Annotated in this window: 20 protein-coding genes and 1 tRNA gene; 16 read left to right on the top strand and 5 right to left on the bottom strand. The window is 51.6% G+C overall.

What is annotated here, in order from left to right; all coding sequences use genetic code 11:
* Positions 1–7 precede the first annotated feature (7 nt).
* From xerD to ACR9EC_RS03070, 11 genes are all read left to right on the top strand, one after another.
* Positions 8–958, top strand: a complete 951-nt coding sequence (gene xerD / locus ACR9EC_RS03120; RefSeq protein ID WP_435300063.1) for a site-specific tyrosine recombinase XerD — start codon at positions 8–10, stop codon at positions 956–958.
* An 85-nt stretch (positions 959–1043) separates the two neighbouring features.
* On the top strand, positions 1044–1925 hold the full coding sequence (locus ACR9EC_RS03115; protein ID WP_435300062.1) for a ParA family protein: 882 nt from the start codon (positions 1044–1046) through the stop codon (positions 1923–1925).
* Between the two features lie 6 nt (positions 1926–1931).
* Positions 1932–2846: a segregation and condensation protein A gene (locus tag ACR9EC_RS03110; RefSeq protein ID WP_435300061.1), complete on the top strand. Its 915-nt coding sequence runs from the start codon at positions 1932–1934 to the stop codon at positions 2844–2846.
* 11 nt (positions 2847–2857) lie between these two features.
* Positions 2858–3463, top strand: a complete 606-nt coding sequence (scpB, locus tag ACR9EC_RS03105; RefSeq protein ID WP_435300060.1) for an SMC-Scp complex subunit ScpB — start codon at positions 2858–2860, stop codon at positions 3461–3463.
* Positions 3464–3507: 44 nt separating this feature from the next.
* Positions 3508–4305, top strand: a complete 798-nt coding sequence (locus tag ACR9EC_RS03100) for a pseudouridine synthase (RefSeq protein ID WP_435300059.1) — start codon at positions 3508–3510, stop codon at positions 4303–4305.
* Between the two features lie 50 nt (positions 4306–4355).
* Positions 4356–5063 (top strand): (d)CMP kinase, encoded by a 708-nt coding sequence (gene cmk / locus ACR9EC_RS03095; protein ID WP_435300058.1) that lies wholly within the window; start codon positions 4356–4358, stop codon positions 5061–5063.
* Positions 5060–5761, top strand: coding sequence for a lysophospholipid acyltransferase family protein (locus ACR9EC_RS03090; protein ID WP_435300057.1), 702 nt, complete (start codon positions 5060–5062; stop codon positions 5759–5761). The genes cmk and ACR9EC_RS03090 overlap by 4 nt, the downstream gene beginning before the upstream one ends.
* Before the next feature lie 77 nt (positions 5762–5838).
* Positions 5839–7308 carry a ribosome biogenesis GTPase Der gene (gene der, locus ACR9EC_RS03085; RefSeq protein ID WP_435300056.1) on the top strand — a complete coding sequence of 490 codons (1470 nt, stop codon included), beginning with the start codon at positions 5839–5841 and terminating at the stop codon, positions 7306–7308.
* Positions 7309–7324: 16 nt separating this feature from the next.
* Positions 7325–8725: a UTP--glucose-1-phosphate uridylyltransferase gene (locus tag ACR9EC_RS03080; RefSeq protein ID WP_435300055.1), complete on the top strand. Its 1401-nt coding sequence runs from the start codon at positions 7325–7327 to the stop codon at positions 8723–8725.
* A 68-nt stretch (positions 8726–8793) separates the two neighbouring features.
* A tRNA-Pro gene (locus ACR9EC_RS03075) sits at positions 8794–8870 on the top strand.
* Positions 8871–9498: 628 nt separating this feature from the next.
* A complete protein-coding gene (locus ACR9EC_RS03070; protein WP_435300054.1) occupies positions 9499–10062 on the top strand; it encodes a helix-turn-helix domain-containing protein in 564 nt (187 codons plus the stop codon).
* Positions 10063–10497: 435 nt separating this feature from the next.
* Here the strand turns inward: ACR9EC_RS03070 and ACR9EC_RS03065 are convergent, their stop codons facing one another.
* The 3 genes from ACR9EC_RS03065 to ACR9EC_RS03055 are packed head-to-tail and all read right to left on the bottom strand — an operon-like array spanning position 10498 to position 12771.
* Positions 10498–11127, bottom strand: a complete 630-nt coding sequence (locus ACR9EC_RS03065; RefSeq protein ID WP_435300053.1) for a CE1759 family FMN reductase — start codon at positions 11125–11127, stop codon at positions 10498–10500.
* A gap of 1 nt (position 11128) precedes the next feature.
* Positions 11129–11629 (bottom strand): MarR family winged helix-turn-helix transcriptional regulator, encoded by a 501-nt coding sequence (locus ACR9EC_RS03060; RefSeq protein WP_435300052.1) that lies wholly within the window; start codon positions 11627–11629, stop codon positions 11129–11131.
* Positions 11626–12771, bottom strand: a complete 1146-nt coding sequence (locus ACR9EC_RS03055; RefSeq protein WP_435300051.1) for an LLM class flavin-dependent oxidoreductase — start codon at positions 12769–12771, stop codon at positions 11626–11628. Before ACR9EC_RS03055 ends, ACR9EC_RS03060 begins: the two co-directional genes overlap by 4 nt.
* 133 nt (positions 12772–12904) lie before the next feature.
* Between ACR9EC_RS03055 and ACR9EC_RS03050 the strand changes: the two genes are divergently transcribed.
* Complete coding sequence (locus tag ACR9EC_RS03050) at positions 12905–13195, top strand: hypothetical protein (RefSeq protein WP_435300050.1); 291 nt, start codon at positions 12905–12907, stop codon at positions 13193–13195.
* Between the two features lie 3 nt (positions 13196–13198).
* Here ACR9EC_RS03050 and ACR9EC_RS03045 read toward each other — a convergent pair whose 3' ends face one another.
* Positions 13199–13840 (bottom strand): YigZ family protein, encoded by a 642-nt coding sequence (locus tag ACR9EC_RS03045; RefSeq protein ID WP_435300049.1) that lies wholly within the window; start codon positions 13838–13840, stop codon positions 13199–13201.
* Between the two features lie 84 nt (positions 13841–13924).
* Positions 13925–15082 carry a DUF3866 family protein gene (locus ACR9EC_RS03040; RefSeq protein WP_435300048.1) on the bottom strand — a complete coding sequence of 386 codons (1158 nt, stop codon included), beginning with the start codon at positions 15080–15082 and terminating at the stop codon, positions 13925–13927.
* A gap of 33 nt (positions 15083–15115) precedes the next feature.
* On the opposite strand from ACR9EC_RS03040, the gene ACR9EC_RS03035 reads away from it, so the two are divergent.
* The 4 genes from ACR9EC_RS03035 to tatA all read left to right on the top strand — a co-directional run bounded on the left by ACR9EC_RS03035 (position 15116) and on the right by tatA (position 17857).
* Complete coding sequence (locus ACR9EC_RS03035; protein WP_435300047.1) at positions 15116–16105, top strand: helix-turn-helix transcriptional regulator; 990 nt, start codon at positions 15116–15118, stop codon at positions 16103–16105.
* Entirely contained in the window at positions 16105–17127 is a 1023-nt protein-coding gene (locus tag ACR9EC_RS03030) for a helix-turn-helix transcriptional regulator (RefSeq protein WP_435300046.1), read from the top strand. The genes ACR9EC_RS03035 and ACR9EC_RS03030 overlap by 1 nt, the downstream gene beginning before the upstream one ends.
* The gene (locus ACR9EC_RS03025) at positions 17124–17477 is read left to right on the top strand and encodes a hypothetical protein (RefSeq protein ID WP_435300045.1); all 354 of its coding nucleotides are present in this window, start codon (positions 17124–17126) and stop codon (positions 17475–17477) included. Before ACR9EC_RS03030 ends, ACR9EC_RS03025 begins: the two co-directional genes overlap by 4 nt.
* 101 nt (positions 17478–17578) lie before the next feature.
* Positions 17579–17857, top strand: a complete 279-nt coding sequence (gene tatA / locus ACR9EC_RS03020; RefSeq protein WP_435300044.1) for a Sec-independent protein translocase subunit TatA — start codon at positions 17579–17581, stop codon at positions 17855–17857.
* Position 17858: the final 1 nt, after the last annotated feature.

Here is a 17858-nt window from a genome sequence, read left to right as displayed (position 1 = left end):
ACCATTTATGGTCAGCGCACACGACTGGGAAAAAACGTATACACGTCACACCCACACATACCTGAATCACCTGATTGTTGAAAAGGGACGTTCCCGCAACACTGTTGAGTCGTATAGGCGGGACCTCGTGCGGTGCGGGAGAGTGTTCAGCCATTTTGGGCTTGACCCGCTTGCCGCGACTTCGTTGAATATTGAACAGCTTTTAACGGACGTGCGACAAGGCAGCGAAAACGATTCGGCGTTGAGTGAAACGTCAACAGCACGCCTGCTTGCAAGTTTGCGAGGGTTTTACCGGTTTTTGTGCGATGAAAATATTATTACTGCAGATCCCACAGCAGGATTAAAACCGCCTAAAAGCCCACAGCGGTTGCCTAAAGTGCTGTCCGTGGAGAACGTGACGCAACTACTCGATGCCCCACCAGCAGACACGTCTAGTGGAATACGAGACCGTGCCTTTTTAGAGTTTCTTTATTCCACAGGCGCGCGAGTCACGGAAGCGACAAGCATCGACATTGATGACATTTTAAGTATTAAAGAAGATGGTGTTATCCGGCTTACCGGTAAGGGGCGTAAGCAGCGGCTTGTACCGGTAGGCCGATACGCTCAAGAAGCATTGGACGCCTACTTAGTTCGAGTGCGACCTATTTTCGCGCAAGCAGGAACAGGAACACCTGCTTTATTCCTTAACTCGCGTGGGCGACGCCTAAGCAGACAAAGCGCCTGGGCAATCATCCGTTCTGCAGCGCAACGCGCTAATGTAGACCACCTTGTTGATGTATCACCGCACATTCTTCGTCACTCATATGCGACACATTTACTTAATGGGGGAGCGGACGTGAGGGTAGTGCAAGAACTGTTAGGGCACGCATCAGTGACTACGACACAGCTGTACACGCACGTGTCACCAGATTCTTTGCGTGAAGTGTTCATGAGCAGCCACCCGCGCGCATTGAAGTAGTAGAAACACACGGAAATGTTGGGATCACAAGAAAACTAACCGCAGCTTCCACGATTTTGTTGGATGGTTGTTGTAACGTGATTTTGTGACTAACGACGCGCTATTTGGAGTCAAAGTGACGGAGCAGAAACTCGATGTTGTAGGACGAATCGTTCCGGAGTTTCCAGTGCCCCGTCCATTAACTGTGCACGGCCCTGCCCGAATCATCGCCATGTGCAACCAAAAAGGTGGCGTTGGAAAAACCACAACGACGATCAACCTTGCCGCTTGCCTCGCTGAACTAGGCCGGCGCGTCCTCATCGTTGATTTTGACCCGCAAGGTGCAGCATCAGTTGGGTTGGGTGTGCCAACCCACGAGCTAGAGTCCACTGTTTATAGTGTCTTGGTTGATAGAACTATCGATGTCCGCGATGTCATTGTGGGAACTTCCATTGAAGGGCTCGATGTTCTTCCAGCAAATATTGATTTATCTGCGGCTGAAGTCCAACTCGTTGGAGAGGTAGCACGTGAGTCGATCCTGTCTCGGGTGCTACGACCCGTCGTTGATGAATATGACGTCATCCTTGTCGACTGCCAGCCATCACTGGGGCTGCTTACCGTGAACGCGCTTACTGCAGCTCACGGCGTACTGATCCCGCTGGAATGCGAGTTTTTTGCGTTACGTGGAGTCGCGCTCCTCGTTGAAACCATTGAAAAAGTACGCGACCGGTTAAACCCGCGACTCGAAGTTGACGGCATCATAGCCACCATGTTTGACTCACGAACGCTACATGCACGCGAAGTTATTTCCCGCGTCTATGAAGCTTTTGGTGACACTCTCATGCACACAGTTATTGGACGCACAGTGAAATTCCCTGACGCATCTGTAGCCGCCGAGCCAATCACCTCATATGCTCCCAACCATCCAGGCGCAGTCGCCTACCGGGCTCTTGCACGTGAACTCATCGCGCGCGGAGATGCCGCATAACTTGTGATGGCCCACACGCACGCCAACACGCCACAAACCCTTGAACCGCATGAGGGTTTTCACGTGCATTTGGAAAACTTCCAAGGGCCGTTTGATTTGCTTCTTAGCCTCATCGCAAAACGGAAGCTTGATATCACTGAGATTGCGTTGGCAGAAGTTACCGACGAATTCATTTCATATATTCAACGGGCTCAAGACGACCCACACACAGGTGACTCTCTTATTGGGGGAGACCCGCGTAAGAACCTAGGCATCGCAAGCGAATTTTTGCTTGTCGCTGCGACTCTCCTTGATCTTAAAGCCGCGCGTCTGCTTCCGACCCACACCCTCGACGACGAAGACGCGCTTGAATTGCTGGAAGCACGAGACGTACTTTTCGCAAAGCTTCTGCAATATCGCGCATATAAAGAACTGGCATCAGTTTTTGAACAACGTCTCACCACGCAATCGGCGATGATTCCGCGCGCCGTTGAACTAGAACCGGACATTGCACAACTGCTACCGCCACTCGTGTGGACTCTTACCCCCGAGAAGCTGCGTGACATTGCTGCGAGTGTTCTACACCCAACACCTGTGCCAGAACCAGAAGTACGTATTACACACTTACACGCACCTAAAGTCACGCTTGCGCAGCAGGCTCCGCTGGTTATCGCATACGTACAGCACCACACACACATCACTTTTGAAGAGCTATGCAGTGAAGTACCTGACACGTTGCATGTTGTTGTACGTTTCCTTGTTGTCCTTGAACTATTTCGTGATGGGCTTATCGATTTTCGGCAAGAAAACCCATTAGGAAACTTGCATATTGTGTGGCGAGGCAACGACGGCGACACGCCCGTACTTCTTGACGAATACACTGGTCATGCGAAGAAGAACGAAGACGCACAGAAGACACCATCACACTTGAGAAGACCTTAGGGAGGATAAGCATGAACGAGCTTCATCAACAGCTTGAAGCGATCCTTATGGTCACAGATGAACCCATCGACGCTGAAACGTTGAGCGATGCCCTGGACGTCCCCGAGGAAGACGTACGAGCCGCTTTAACCGCACTCAAAGCAGACTACGAAGGACAAACAGGCGGACCCCAACGAGGTTTCATCCTCCAAGAAAGCGGAGCTGGCTGGCGCATCTATTCCGCGCCACAACACGCAGACGCGGTAGCCAAGTTTGTGATGTCCGGGAAAACAGCCAAACTCTCACCAGCTGCCCTCGAAACATTAGCGGTCATCGCCTACCGCCAACCCGTCACGCGCTCACAGATCGCATCCATCAGAGGCGTTAACGTAGATGGCGTCATCCGCACCCTCATCGCACGCGAATTGATCACAGAAGCCCCCACACAGGAGGCATCTGGTGCAACACACTACAAAACTACGAGATACTTTATGGAGCGGATGGGTGTACAGTCCCTCAAAGATCTACCCCCACTCGCCCCGTCCTTGCCACCAATCGGTGTCGCAGACGAAATAGAAGAGCTCGTCGCATCCCGTAACAACGCGATCGCAGATGCGCCCACACCCGAAACACAATAAAAATGCCGCGCCACACATAAGCGCACACACTAAAGGAGTTAGTCATGGGGTCCACCCGCGGAGGACGCAAAAAACCGATGGCCGCGCCACAACGCGCAACACACGACGTCCACGTAGCCGACGGTATTCGCCTCCAAAAAGTGCTTGCAGAAGCCGGCGTAGGATCCCGACGCGAATGCGAATCTCTCATCGAGCACGGACGAGTTGAAGTCGACGGCCAAATCGTTCTAGAACTTGGCGTACGTGTCGACCCACAAGTCAACGTCATCCTCGTCGACGGATTGCGCATCGCTACAGACTCTTCAAAAGTCACCATCGTATTAAACAAGCCACGCAACATGGTCTCTACAATGAGCGACCCACAAGGCCGCCCAACTATTGCAGACCTCGTAAAAAACCGTTCCGAGCGGCTCTTCCACGTTGGACGCCTCGACTACGACTCTGAAGGCCTCCTCATTTTGACGAATGACGGAGAGCTTGCGAACAGACTAGCCCACCCAAAATACGAAATCCCCAAAACCTACATGGTGACAGTAAAGGGAAAAACCCCAAACGGGCTCGCCTCAAAAATGCTCAAAGGCATCGAACTAGAAGACGGACCAGCAGCATTCGACCGCTTCAAAATGATTGACCAAACAGCCACAGAAACCCTCATCGAAGTACAACTACACAGCGGACGCAACCGCATCGTCCGCCGCATGTTCGACGAAGTAGGATACCCAGTACTGAGGCTCGTACGCACCCAAATAGGGCCAATCAAAATCGGAGACCTCAAACAAGGCCGCTACCGAGTACTCGGAAAAACAGAACTCGGCACACTGCTAGGCACAGTCGACCTCTAACCCACCCCCCCACCCGACACAACATCAACACACGCACGATAGGACTCTGCATGACCCCGCCGATCACAATTGCAATCGATGGCCCATCCGGATCTGGAAAATCTAGCGTTTCAAAGGAAGTGGCTCGACGATTAGGTGTCGCATACCTCGACACCGGTGCAATGTACCGGGCCGCAACATGGTGGTGCCTCCGCGAAGGCGTTGACCTCACAGACACACAAGCAGTAACAGCCGTAGTCGACACAATGCCCCTCACCATGAGCGTCAACCCAAATGATCCAACCGTACGTGTCGACGACATCAACATTTCAGAAGCCATCCGTGACACCGGCATCTCAACAAAAGTATCGGCCGTAGCAACAAACATAGAGGTACGTGAAATTTTGCGTACTCTACAGCGAAACCGAATCACAGCTGAACGCACAGGCGGATTCTCGCAAGGAAAAGGTATCGTCGCCGAAGGACGAGACATTACAACGGTCGTTGCCCCAGACGCAGACGTACGCATTTTACTAACAGCCTCCGAAGAAGCCCGACTAAGGCGACGCGCACAAGACGTACACGGTACCGCCGACGCGCAAGCAGTAGAAGCAACAAAAGACGAAGTACTACGTAGAGACGCCGACGACTCAACGGTTACCCAATTCCAAATCGCAGCTGACGGCGTTATCACACTCGATTCATCAGACCTAGACTTCGAACAAACAATCACAGCCGTACTCAACATCATCGAACACACAACCACCCCCGCACAGTGACCACACACCAACAAACACATACACACAACACACCAGCGTGGTCTCCTAAACCTCAGGGGCCACGCTGGTCACAGCACGTAGCCCGCGCACTAACCACAACACTCTGGTCTGTCCAACGCCATGGCACCGAAAACGTTCCATCCACAGGACCAGTAATCCTCGCATGTAACCACATAGGCTTCATCGACGGACCACTCCTCCTAGGCGCAGCACCACGCCCAGCACACTTTCTAGTTAAAGGAACCTTTTTCGAAGGCCCCATCGCCCCCATCATGCGAGCAGCAGGACAAATACCAGTAACCCCAGGCAAAGGCCGCTACGCCCTAGACGCAGCACAACAAGTCCTCAACGACAACCGCGTCATAGGCATCTTCCCCGAAGGACGACGAGGAAAAGGCGACCTCACAAAAATCCACCCAGGAGTAAGCTGGCTCGCCTGCCACACACAAGCACCCGTCATACCCGTTACCATTCTGGGCACACGCACAACAGGCGCCAAAGTATCATCTCTTCCACGAATACGTTCACGCATCATCGTTGATTTCAGCCAGCCATTGCACATGGAATCAACAGACACCTCTCGTCGGACAATTACCCAAGTCACCGAACGCATCCGTGAAGCAATGTCCACACACGTACAACACGTACAAAACCAATACAGAATTGCTTTACCAACCGACGACCCAGGTTCTCCATAGCATTAACTTTCGTGTGATGCGCCACTAAGTCCCGTAATTTAGACGTCAAACCGTGCAGTTACTGGAACAATAGAAACATGACCAACTCTGATTTCCCACAGCATGACGAAACGCTCGACACCGAGCGCGAACGAGCTTTACGTGCTGGGCTCGCTGAATACGACCTCGCAGACGACGACCTGTCACTGCTCGAGGACGAAATCAGCGACGAATCAGGCGCACCACAACAAAAAGCACTCCCAGTACTCGCAATCATCGGACGCCCAAACGTCGGAAAATCAACCCTCGTAAACCGAATCCTCGGACGACGAGAAGCCGTCGTCGAAGACAAACCAGGCGTCACACGCGACCGCGTCACCTACCCCGCCGAATGGGCAGGCCGCGACTTCAACCTCGTCGACACAGGCGGCTGGGAATCAGACGTCCTCGGCATCGACGCACGAGTAGCAGACCAAGCCGAAATCGCTATCGCGCTCGCAGACGCGATCATTTTTGTTGTTGACGCAACTGTTGGGGCGACAGCTACAGATGAACAAGTCGTAAAACTGTTGCGGCGTGCTAAGAAGCCAGTAATTCTGTGTGCGAACAAAGTCGACTCAGAACGTCAAGAACTCGATGCAACTGAACTGTGGGGCTTAGGCTTGGGCGAACCATACCCAGTCTCTGCACTACACGGCCGCGGTACGGGAGAAATCCTTGACGCTGCAATGAAAATCCTGCCACGCGAATCAGCGCACGGAACGCTCCGACCACAAGGTCCTCGACGTGTTGCCCTTGTGGGGCGACCAAACGTTGGTAAATCGTCGTTGCTGAACAAGGTTGCAAAAGAGAACCGTGTTGTTGTGGACGACTTTGCTGGTACAACACGAGACCCAGTTGATGAACTTATCGTTTTGAAAGACAAGCCATGGGTGTTTGTTGATACTGCTGGTATTCGTCGTCGTGTGCACCAAACTAAAGGTGCAGACTTTTATGCGTCGTTGCGTACCCAGGCCGCGATTGAGAAGTCTGAAGTTGTAGTGGTTCTTCTTGATGCGTCCACTCCGTTGACGGAACAGGACCAGCGTGTAGTTTCTCAAGTTATTGATTCAGGACGAGCTGTCGTCCTTGCTTTCAACAAATGGGATCTGGTTGATGAAGATCGTCGCCCGTTCTTGGAACGCGAAATCGAAAAAGATCTTGTACAGATGACGTGGGCTCCGCGAGTTAACGTTTCTGCGCGGACCGGTTGGCACACCGAAAAACTTGTACCTGCATTAGAAAAGTCGTTGACTTCGTGGGATACCCGTATTCCTACCGGTCGTCTTAACTCGTTCCTTGGCGAACTTGTTGCAGCAAACCCACACCCATTACGTGGTGGAAAACAATCCCGTATTCTCTTTGCAACTCAAGCATCAACACGACCACCACGGTTCGTAATCTTTGCGACAGGCTTTATTGAGGCTGGTTACCGCCGCTTTATTGAGCGTCGTTTACGTGAAGAATTCGGGTTTGAAGGTTCGCCCATTGAGATATCGGTGCGTATACGTGAGAAAAGGAAACGCTGACCGGTAGGGTAGCGGCATGTCACGAGAAGGTTTGATTCACGCCCAAGAAAAAATGGTAGAAGCTGGTATCGCTCCCATAGCGATAGATACTTTTACGCGTTTTTACAAATTATTGGAGCAGCACAACAGTTCTTACATGCGCGAAGACGAGATCACGCCTGTTGAACGTGTTGTGTGGCTTAAAGATGTTTTGGGCGATCACACGACACACGAGGTTGATACCGCTGCTTTAGGAAAAACCGCCGTTGTGAGGCTCAACGGGGGATTGGGAACCTCAATGGGGTTGCAATCGCCTAAGTCTTTGCTGCCTGTTCGTGATGGCAAAACCTTTTTAGACATTATTGCCGCGCAAACACTAACTGCCCGTGCCACTCATAATGTGAAACTGCCTTTAGTGTTTATGAACTCGCAGGCCACAGATGAGCAAACCTGTGCAGCACTTGAGGCGTATCCGAACTTAGCTGTGCCTGATGTGCCGTTAACGATGGTGCAAAACTATGAACCAAAATTGGTTGCTGACACACTAGAACCGGTTGAGTTTCCGCAAAGCCCAGAATTGGAATGGTGCCCACCAGGCCACGGCGATTTGTACACTGTTTTGCAGACTTCTGGGGTGCTTGAGTCTTTAAGCGCCCAGGGTATTGAGTATCTTTTTGTTGCAAACGTGGACAATCTTGGTGCATACCCGTCACCAGAGATAGCATCATGGTTTGAACAATCTGGTTCGTCTTTTGTTATTGAAGTTGCTGAACGGACTGTAGCCGACCGTAAAGGCGGGCATCTTGTGGTCAAAGATGGTCGCCTTGCCCTGCGAGAAGGCGCACAAATAGCTCCAGAAGATGCTGAAGCAGCCGGCGATATTTCTGTGCACAAATACTTTAATTCGAACAGTTTGTGGATTCGAGTATCAGCGTTGCAAGCACTCTTAAAAGAACACAATGGAGTGCTACCCCTACCACTGATCGCAAACGCAAAAACGGTTGACCCAGCAGATAAGACCACCGAACAGGTCATCCAAATTGAGTGTGCGATGGGCGCAGCAATCGAACTGTTTGAAGACGCTCAAGCACTCGTTATCGATCGATCACGTTTTCTACCAGTGAAAACAACAAATAATTTGCTGGTATTGAGGTCTGACATTTTCGACCTCGACGAAACCGCGCGGCTCATTGCCCGACGTGCAGAGCCTTTGGTGACGCTTGACCCAGAGTGGTATGCCATGATGTCTGACTTTGACCAACGCATCGGCTTACACGTGCCAAGCTTGATGAACGCTGAGTCTCTTACTGTTACTGGCCCCTGGACGTTCTCTTCAGGTGTGAGTGTGAAGGGCGACGCAGTGCTTACACACGACTCTTCAGTAGAGGAAACAGTGCCCGAACGCGCTGTTATTACGGAAGCAGGCATCGTCCGCTGACGTTTTCGTTTTCTATGATCCTCTGATGTAAGATCGTAGGGTTGCGTTCACGCAGTGAACTGCAGCTTCGGGCTATGGCGCAGCTTGGTAGCGCGTCCGTCTGGGGGGCGGAAGGTCGTGGGTTCAAATCCCGCTAGCCCGACCACATTACAAAGGGTGGGACTCCTGTGTTAAATAGGAGTCCCACCCTTTTTCTGCATCGTGAGTTTCGAACATATGTATTGTTCGCTCAAAATTACGCAAAAATTCGCTTGGTTCCTCCAGTGTTGAGAACGAAAAACTCTCATAGAGGGGAGCGGGGAGTGCTGCGCGTCGCAATATGCGAGGTAATTTCTTGAGTGTTATTGAAGAAGGCACGAAGTGAGGGCAAAAACAGGGGAGGGGAGTGCAGGTTTTCGGGCTGCATGTGCACTAAAAAGTGAATGGGAAGGAGTCTAGAGCCAGATCCCAGGGTTCAATTAAGCTAAATTGCACGAAGAACAAGCCTCGGTTGAGAGTAACCCCCTTGTTTCGAACGCTTGTATTATTTGCTCAAAAGCGCGCAAACTCCCAAGGAGGAAAATCCTCCTTATAGAAAACTTACGTAAGACATCAAGCCTTGACTAACCAGTCGATTCCCATTTGTCCGTTTTCATTTTCTGGTTTTTCTGTCACTCATATAGGGGAGGGGATGAACGATTCGACACGCGTTCTTTTGTCGTCGTGAAATGGAACGTGAACGTTACTCTGAGCGAGGAAGGTTTGATAATCCTTAAGTGTGGCGGAGGGCGTAGATGGTGGACATTAACGATCTAGTCCAGCTGGGTTCTTACGTGCGAGACATACGGGTTCGTCGAAAAATGAGCCAAACCGAACTGGCTGAACAAGTAGGTACTACGCGACAGTGGCTTTCTAGGTTTGAGCAAGGAAACAATGATGTTTCTGTTGGTATAGTCTTCAAAATTCTTGAAGCTCTAGATGTGCGTCTGTCTTGCGAGGACAACGCAAGCGATGCCCAAAAAGTAGAAAAGTATGAACCAGAAGCAGATAAAACACCGATGGCATCTTCGCCTGTGTCGCCACTCTCGGTTATTCCGCGTTCTCCAGAGCCAGGTAAGCCGCAGGATCGTTTTGCGCGGCTTCGCTTGCGTGATTCATTGTCGGGTTTGCGTATGCCAGGTCAAGCGCAAAGTTCTGGGGGAGAGCGTATTGTTCCTCCCAAAAAGACTCAGCCTAATGATGCTGTTCAGCGTGGTTCCACTTCCGCTGCTAGGCCATCAGGTTCTTACTCCATGGATCGCGATATTGAGCGAATTTCGCAAAGCAGTTTGTTCAAAAACAAGAAAAAGAAGTCATAGAAAATCCCCCAATCGATGTAGATCGATTGGGGGATAAGATCTTGGTTACCTCAGGGACATAGGCGGACGAAATTCGAGGTATACGACTTCTTTGCGGCGAGCTCTGTCAGCCCACCATTTGCGAGACCGTTCATCCTTACGAATCCACGCGAGCATCTCACGTCACCTACTTTCTCCACTGAGTAATTGTGTCACTCTGGTCGACGAGGGGTCGTCATGCAGTTCATGATCCTCGTTGACCATGTGCGCCTTCCGGGGTGTTGAAGACATTACAAGTATCTCATTTTGTAAGATGCGCAACGGGGTCAAAAGTCCTAGTCAAGTGCACTTTTACAAAACTTGACAAGAACTTTACGTAATAATTTTGTGAGACGACTTCCAATTTTTGAGAACCTCCTTTAAGGGCGTCTCGAAAAGGCGAAAACTGTCCACTTGTCAGAATTCGATGCCTCCTTGACGCAATAAAGTCTCAAAGTTTGGTGTCGCTAACTCATCAATCTCATGTGCTGTGTGTAATGATTTTCCTGCGATAAGAGTTGCGAATTCCTGCGCCCCTCGTGCCACACGTGCTTCTAAATTAGAAGAAACGCCCTCGGCCGCACCCCAATCTTCCGACGCAGCAAATATTGCAGTCGGAGAGACTGCTGCTCGAAAATATGCAAACACGGGTCTGACCGCATACTCCAACGCCAAAGAATGTCGCGCCGTTCCACCCGTAGCCCCCAAAAATACTGGCTTGTTGATTAGTGACTTTTGATCAAGCACGTCTAAAAACGACTTAAAGAGACCAGAAAATGATTGCGAAAAAATTGGAGTCGCTGCGATTAAACCATCTGAAGCAACCACATCATTTTTCAATTGTTCAAGACGAGGAGAGGCAAAGCCGGTAAGTAAGTTATCTACGATGTCATGAGCGTAATCGCGTAGTTCAATAACGGTCACAGTTGCATCCACGTGGCTGGTGAATGCGAGTTCTTGTTTTGTTGCTGTGGCCATAGCGTCTACCAAGATTCGTGTAGAAGATGGTTTGCTAAGTCCAGCAGAGAGAGCAACGATTGTGGACATATCAGTTACCTCGTTCAGTCTTTCCTGTTAAGTGATGACGAAAATCAGTCACGTTCACTTGCGAATGCCGTAATTTTTCAGTGATGCGTTCCAGGGCTTCCAGCTCTTCGCGGTTTAGTGCTGTGCCAACATAGTGCGCAATTTGGTCAACATGCTGCTGCCCATATTTTCGTTGCATCGCGCGGCCTGCTTCCGTCAACGTGATGATTGTTCCGCGACCGTCATGCGGGTCAGGGATTCGCGAAACCAAACCACGAAGTTCCAGCCTCTCAACGAGTCTGCTTAATGCTGATTGGTGTAAGAGAACGTATTCGTTGAGTTCTTTCAGGCGCAGCCCTGGATGCCCAGCCGTGCGCAGCGTAAATAAAACGTCATATTCGCGAAAACTTATTTCATCAAAAATGTTGTCCCGCTCAAACCGGCGCATTATTTCCACCTGCGCACGAAACAGTGCTTCCCATGCCTGGGCGGCTGCGTGGGCAACAGACTCTGCACTGGTCATGACTTCACCGTTGGGCTTGCACCGGTAACGTCGTCGCCCTCTGCATAAACGGTTGAATCTTTGGCTCCACCTGCTGCGCGGACGCGAGAAGCGTGGGTGGGAGCATCAGGCACGTGACTTGGGCGTTTCGAATCGAATTCTTTACGTAACACTGGGACAACTTCTTCCCCAAGTATGTCTAACTGCTCTAAAACTGTTTTTAAGGGGAGCCCTGCATGATCCATGAGGAAGAGCTGGCGTTGGTAGTCACCAACGTGTTCTCGCATTGTTGCGTAGCGGTCGATTACTTCCTGTGGACTACCAACGGTGAGTGGAGTTTGAGCAGTGAAGTCTTCCAAAGATGGCCCATGTCCATATACGGGAGCATTGTCAAAGTAGGGGCGGAACTCTCGGACGGCGTCTTGCGAGTTTTTGCGCATGAACACTTGACCGCCGAGACCTACTATGGCTTGGTCGGCTGTGCCATGACCATAGTGCTCAAAGCGTTTTCTGTAGAGCGCAACCATCTGTTTTGTGTGGCTGATAGGCCAAAAAATGTTGTTGTGGAAGAATCCGTCACCATAATATGCAGCCTGTTCGGCGATCTCTGGTGTCCGTATTGAGCCATGCCATACGAAAGGTGAAACGCCATCAAGTGGTCGCGGGGTAGATGTGAAACCTTGTAGTGGTGTGCGGAACTTACCTTGCCAGTTCACGACATCTTCGTCCCACAGCTTACGTAGCAGCGAATAGTTTTCGACCGCTAATTCAATACCTTGACGGATGTCTCGTCCGAACCATGGATATACGGGCCCGGTGTTTCCTCGACCGAGCATGAGATCTATGCGTCCATTAGCTAAATGCTGCACGTATGCGTAATCCTCAGCAAGGCGCACGGGATCATTTGTGGTGATAAGTGTGGTCGCTGTTGAAAGAATAATTTTGTGTGTGTGCGCAGCGATGTGGGCTAACAGCACAGTCGGGTTAGCGGGTGCGGCAAATGGTGGGTTGTGGTGTTCGCCTGATGCAAAAACATCGAGACCGACTTCTTCCGCTTTTTTGGCTATGGCAACTGTGGCTTTTATTCGCTTGTGTTCGCTAGGAGTACTTCCGTTAGTTGGGTCTGTGGTGACGTCGCCTACAGTGAAAATTCCGAATTGCATGATGTGCTCCATGTTTTAATGCGTTTGCATCTACTATCCGGTGTAACAGTTGAAAACTCAACTACATTCCCGTGCGAGGTGTGACGCGCACTACCGATAAAAGACTTCGTCAATGAACTAGTAACGTAAACCCATGCCGTCTTACAGACTCATCCTTGCCGTAGGCAACATCCGTCCAGGAATTCCAGCCCAAGACGTCCTCCCCAAAGCAGCGCAAGCTCTGAGCGAGCATGCCAACGTCGAAGCATTCGACCTGCGTATAAACAAAAACAGGCCAGAATTAGTTTTACGTTTCACCGCAACAGACCGCACAGAAGCACTACACGCAGCAACAGCAGGGCAGCGCAAAATTCAAAGCATCATAGAAATAAAAACTGCAACAACCCTGCAACGAGTACATGGGCGCTGGGAACGAATAGGCTAAACCCTAAAGCACATCAACAACCGCACTCGATACAAAATCTAAAACGCCAGCACCAGAAGTAAAAGCTGCTAGCTCTGCCGCCAATTGTGCTTCAGCAGAGGGCTCCACACTGACAAAGAACTCGACGCGGTGCGTGTAATGTGGCGTACCAAAAACGCCACCATGATTTTTAAGCCAATCACGCAGAAAAAACTCGATGCGTCCGGCATCAGAATGAAATGTGTGAATCGAATACGTGTTCAATAGCTTGCGATGCACAATCTGCGCGGAATCAAGAACCTCACTCACAGATGTCGAATAAGCACGAACCAACCCGCCCGCACCTAGAAGTATGCCCCCAAAATATCTCGTCACAACAACCACAACATCTGTGAGCTCTCTATGCCGTAACACCTCAAGCATGGGGATCCCCGCCGTGCCTGAAGGTTCGCCATCGTCGCTAGAGCGCTGCGAATCCGCTTGAGAACCAACAATTAACGCAGTGCAGTTATGGCGAGCATCCCAATACTCAGACCTGATGCCAGAAATAAACTGATCTGCGTCAGCCACAGTTGTCACATGCTTAGCGTGTGCAATAAACCGCGACTTCTTAATAACAATTTCGTTGCTGATCTCACCCAGGATCGTGGATGGATAACTCTTCACTGATTCGCTTTCAGATCATGTACTCAAGATGGCCACCTGCATGCACAAAACAGTTCATGTGTGCATGCAGGCTTTCACTACAGGTTAAAGAAACTTAGTTGCGTACGCCCCAGCCGCTGCAGCGGTAAGGAAAGCCAAAGGATCTTGATGATAACCACGCCCCATCGTAGACAGCCGCACAGGTGAGGCCTCAAGTTCGGCATGCAGCTCTTGAGTGAGAGGCTCTTGAACGTACGTGTGCCACGGCGCAGACTCTTGCAAATCAGCGATTTGTGACTCTATGCGAGCGCTGAGTTCGTTGAGTGTTGGGGTGCCTTCGATGTGGGGGAATGTGTTGTAGAAGGTGTCGTTGGGGTTGATGTGTGGTGTGACGATGTGTCCGGGCATGCGGGCTACTTTGCCGAGTGCGGTGAGGGAGTGGTGGGAGATGCCGATGTGTCGGTCTCGTAGGTCTCCGCCTGAGATGCGTAGTGAGCCGATTGGGGTGCCGTTGAGTATTGCGGCGGCGTTCATGGTTTCGCCGACTGCTACGCCTGAGAATCCCCATGTGGTTCCGGTGCCGAGGTTGCCTGGTCCTTGGATGACTATTGTGATGTCTGCTTTGACGACGTGGCGTGCTGCGAGTAGTCCGGTGTGGACGGTTACGGCTTCGTGGTCGCCTCCGTAGGCTTGGCCGACGGTGATGATGGATTCGATTGTTTGGTTTGAGCGTAGGGTTGCGGCTGTGCGGGAGAACCATGCTGGTAGTGCTCCGCCGTCTGTCATGATGTAGGCGATGCGGATGGGTTTTAGGTTGTGGGTGCGTGCGCCGGTGTGTATTCCGGCGATGATTGCTGGTAGTGCGGAGTGGAGGTCTGCGGTGATCACGGGCATGTGATCGAGGTTGTCTGCGTTTTTGAGTAGTGTGTGGAATTTTGATTCTTGTTCGTCGACGCCGAGGACCATGGCTTGGGTTGGTGTGTATCGGGCTTTGACGAGGTGGCCGGGTTGTGTTGTGGGGTTGTGTGTGGGTGGTTCGGTGGGGATGATGGCGGCGACGAGTGCGTAGCCTCCGGTGCCTAGTCCGCGGTCTAGTGCGGATGTGTTGAGGGCGACTGTGGTGCCTATGTTGATGGGGCCTATGAGTTGTGGGTATGCGAGTGCTTTTATTGTTTCTCCGTTGGTGTCTTGGACTTGGAGTTCTTGGGCTCCGGGCCAGGTTTTTCCGTACGACACAACTTTTCCTACACGCCAAGTAATCACACATCTAACGGTACTGGACTAGCGTTAGTGGTGATGACTATTTTGACTTCTCCTGCTGAGCGTCTTTTGAATCTTGTTATTGCGTTGATGAATACGTCTGGTCTGTTGACTCGTCGGGATATTCAGGTGAGGGTTGCTGGGTATTCGGTTGGTGGGGATCCTCGGGCGTTTGAGCGTATGTTTGAGCGTGATAAGGAGACGTTGCGTAATTTGGGTGTGCCTATTCTTACGGTTGGTGGTGCTTCTTCGCATTCTGATGAGGTGGGGTATCGGATTGATAAGGATGGGTTTGCTCGTGCTGAGTTGAGGTTTTCTGCGGCTGAGTTGGGTTTGTTGTCTCTTGCTACGCAGGTGTGGCGGGATAGTGCGTTGGAGCGGGATAGTGGTCGTGCTTTGACGAAGGTGCGGGGGTTGGGTAGGCCGGCGGGGGTTGGTTTTCCGTTTGGTGATTTTGATGTGCGGTTTTCTGATGCTGCGCCGGGTTTTGATGTTGTTCTTGATGCGATTGCGCGTGCTGTGCCTGTGCGTTTTGAATATCGTGCGGCGCGTACTGGGTTGGTTGAGGTGCGGGTTGTTGAGCCGTGGTTGTTGTCGTGGAGTCGTGGTGGTTGGTATGTGTGGGGTTTTGATCGGGGGCGTGGGGCGCAGCGTTCTTTTCGGTTGTCGCGTGTTGTGGGTGTGGTGAAGGTTGCTGGTGTGCCTGGGGAGTTTGTTGTTCCTGAGGGTTTTGATGCTGCTGTGGTGAGGCGTGATAGGGCTGGTGTGGTGTCTCGGGTGGCGGTTCTTGCTGTGCGTCGGGGGTGTGGTGAGGGTCTTCGTGTTCGGGGTAGGGGTGTTGATGTTGGTGGTGTTCCTGAGGGTTTTGATGCGGTTGAGGTTGAGTTTGTTGAGTTGTATGACTTTGTGCCTGAGTTAGTGTCGTTTGGTTCGTCGGTTTTGGTGTTGGAGCCTGCGGATTTGCGGGATGCGGTGTGTGAGCGTGTGCGTGGGGTGTTTGGTGTGTCGTGTGGGGGTGTGGGCTGATGGTTGGTAAGGGCGCTGGTAGGCGTGTTGAGGCTACCCCTGAGCGGGTTGTTCGGTTGATTTCGATGGTTCAGTTGGTTGTGCAGGCGGGTGAGATGTCTGTTGGTGAGTTGGCTGAGCATTTTGAGGTGTCTGAGGCGCAGGTTTATAAGGATCTGAATTTGTTGTGGCTGACTGGTACGCCGGGGTATATGCCTGAGGATCTTATTGATTTTGATGCGAGCGCTTTGGATCGTGGTGTGGTGCGGGTGACGCAGAGTCGTGGGTTGGCTCGTCCGTTGAATTTTGGGGTGCGTGAGTCGATTGCGTTGATTGCTGCGTTGAATGCGTTGAAGGAGGTTGTTGAGGGGGATGGTTCTTTAGGTGGTTCGGTGGGGGATATTGATGCGTTGATTGCGAAGTTGTCTGTGGGTTTGGGTGGTAGTGCGCGGGCGTTGCGGGTGCAGTTGGCGTCTGGTGCGGATGCGCAGGTGATTTCGGTTTTGCGTCAGGGTGTTGCTGGTCAGGTTCCGGTGCGGATTGTGTATGTGTCGCAGTCTGATAGGCGTAGTGAGCGGGTTGTTGAGCCGTTTGGGTTGTTTCATGAGTTGGGGCATGTGTATGTGAGTGCGTTTTGTCGGTTGGCTGATGATTATCGGTTGTTTCGGACGGATCGTATTGTTGATGCTGTGCTTGTTGAGGGTGAGCGGTTTGGTGTGCGTGATGGTGAGGCTCGTATGTCTGTGTCGTTGCCTCAGGTTGAGGAGGTTGCGCAGCTTAGGTTGAGGTCGCAGGCTCAGTGGATGGTGGAGACTATTCCGCATGACAGTGTCGTGTATTGCGAGGATGGCACTATTGAGATGAGTATGCAGGTTGTTGACCGGCAGTGGTTTCGTAGTTTTTTGTTGGCGAATAGTTCACTGATTGTGAGTGTGTGTCCGCCTGTGTATGTGCGTGAGATGCATGATGTGGCTCGTGAAACGTTGGATGCATACAGTCGGTTGGATGGTTGGGTGCGGGGGAAGGCGGGGGATGGCGTGTGATGTGGTTTGTGACGTGGACGGTTTTAGGTATTGGCGCTGTTGGTTTGTTCGCTGTGTTGGCTGCATTGTTGTGGACGCAGGTGAAGCAGTTGTTGGCGCGGGTGCGTGTTTCGGGTGAGCGTGTGGGTGAAGCGTTATCTCAGGATGTGAGTGAGCAGGATTTGGTTGCTCGTGGCCTTGTGCGTCAGGTGCGTGGCGTGGACGTGGAGGCTTCTCGCGGTGAGGTGTTGGAGTTACGCGAAACGTTGAAAGCTAACAAGTTAAAGCGTGTTGACCGTAAGGGTGAACGGTATGAGGTGACTGTTGCACGTTGGAAAACTATCCTTCGTGGCGGTAGGGGTTCTTCTTAGTCGTTAAGGTAACGCTAACCACATGATGATGGTGTAGGCGTAGTGTGCGGGCGGCGACTAGGATATGAAGGAAGCATCACCCAATTCGAGGAGTATCTGCTGTGCCATTAAAACCATCGCACCTGCTTGTGCTGATTTTGGTTTTACTTTTGCTTTTTGGGGCAAAGAAACTACCAGACTTGGCTCGTAGCGTCGGACAGTCGTTGAAGATCTTTAAGAAAGAACTTAAGGACTTAAACGACGATTCATCACACAACACCGCGAGCGCGCCAGCGCCACACACTACGGTTGCACCGTCTGAGGGTTCTGCCGCGTCTGCGCCGACGACGGCTTCTTCTCCTGATGATGGTCGTTCTACTAAACGCGAGGACAACGCGTAAC

The sequence above is a fragment of the Timonella sp. A28 genome (assembly GCF_051200815.1).
GTDB lineage: Bacteria > Actinomycetota > Actinomycetes > Actinomycetales > Cellulomonadaceae > Timonella.
This window is presented reverse-complemented; position numbering and strand designations above follow the sequence as displayed.

Bases quoted from the DNA above. Each gene is read 5' to 3' on its own strand.
- xerD (WP_435300063.1), top strand. From the start codon at position 8: ATGGTCAGCGCACACGACTGGGAAAAAACGTATACACGTCACACCCAC.
- ACR9EC_RS03055 (WP_435300051.1), bottom strand. From the start codon at position 12,771: ATGCAATTCGGAATTTTCACTGTAGGCGACGTCACCACAGACCCAACT.
- scpB (WP_435300060.1), top strand. From the start codon at position 2,858: ATGAACGAGCTTCATCAACAGCTTGAAGCGATCCTTATGGTCACAGAT.
- der (WP_435300056.1), top strand. From the start codon at position 5,839: ATGACCAACTCTGATTTCCCACAGCATGACGAAACGCTCGACACCGAG.
- ACR9EC_RS03080 (WP_435300055.1), top strand. From the start codon at position 7,325: ATGTCACGAGAAGGTTTGATTCACGCCCAAGAAAAAATGGTAGAAGCT.
- ACR9EC_RS03060 (WP_435300052.1), bottom strand. From the start codon at position 11,629: ATGACCAGTGCAGAGTCTGTTGCCCACGCAGCCGCCCAGGCATGGGAA.
- ACR9EC_RS03110 (WP_435300061.1), top strand. From the start codon at position 1,932: ATGGCCCACACGCACGCCAACACGCCACAAACCCTTGAACCGCATGAG.
- cmk (WP_435300058.1), top strand. From the start codon at position 4,356: ATGACCCCGCCGATCACAATTGCAATCGATGGCCCATCCGGATCTGGA.
- ACR9EC_RS03100 (WP_435300059.1), top strand. From the start codon at position 3,508: ATGGGGTCCACCCGCGGAGGACGCAAAAAACCGATGGCCGCGCCACAA.
- ACR9EC_RS03065 (WP_435300053.1), bottom strand. From the start codon at position 11,127: ATGTCCACAATCGTTGCTCTCTCTGCTGGACTTAGCAAACCATCTTCT.
- ACR9EC_RS03070 (WP_435300054.1), top strand. From the start codon at position 9,499: ATGGTGGACATTAACGATCTAGTCCAGCTGGGTTCTTACGTGCGAGAC.
- ACR9EC_RS03050 (WP_435300050.1), top strand. From the start codon at position 12,905: ATGCCGTCTTACAGACTCATCCTTGCCGTAGGCAACATCCGTCCAGGA.
- ACR9EC_RS03035 (WP_435300047.1), top strand. From the start codon at position 15,116: ATGACTATTTTGACTTCTCCTGCTGAGCGTCTTTTGAATCTTGTTATT.
- ACR9EC_RS03030 (WP_435300046.1), top strand. From the start codon at position 16,105: ATGGTTGGTAAGGGCGCTGGTAGGCGTGTTGAGGCTACCCCTGAGCGG.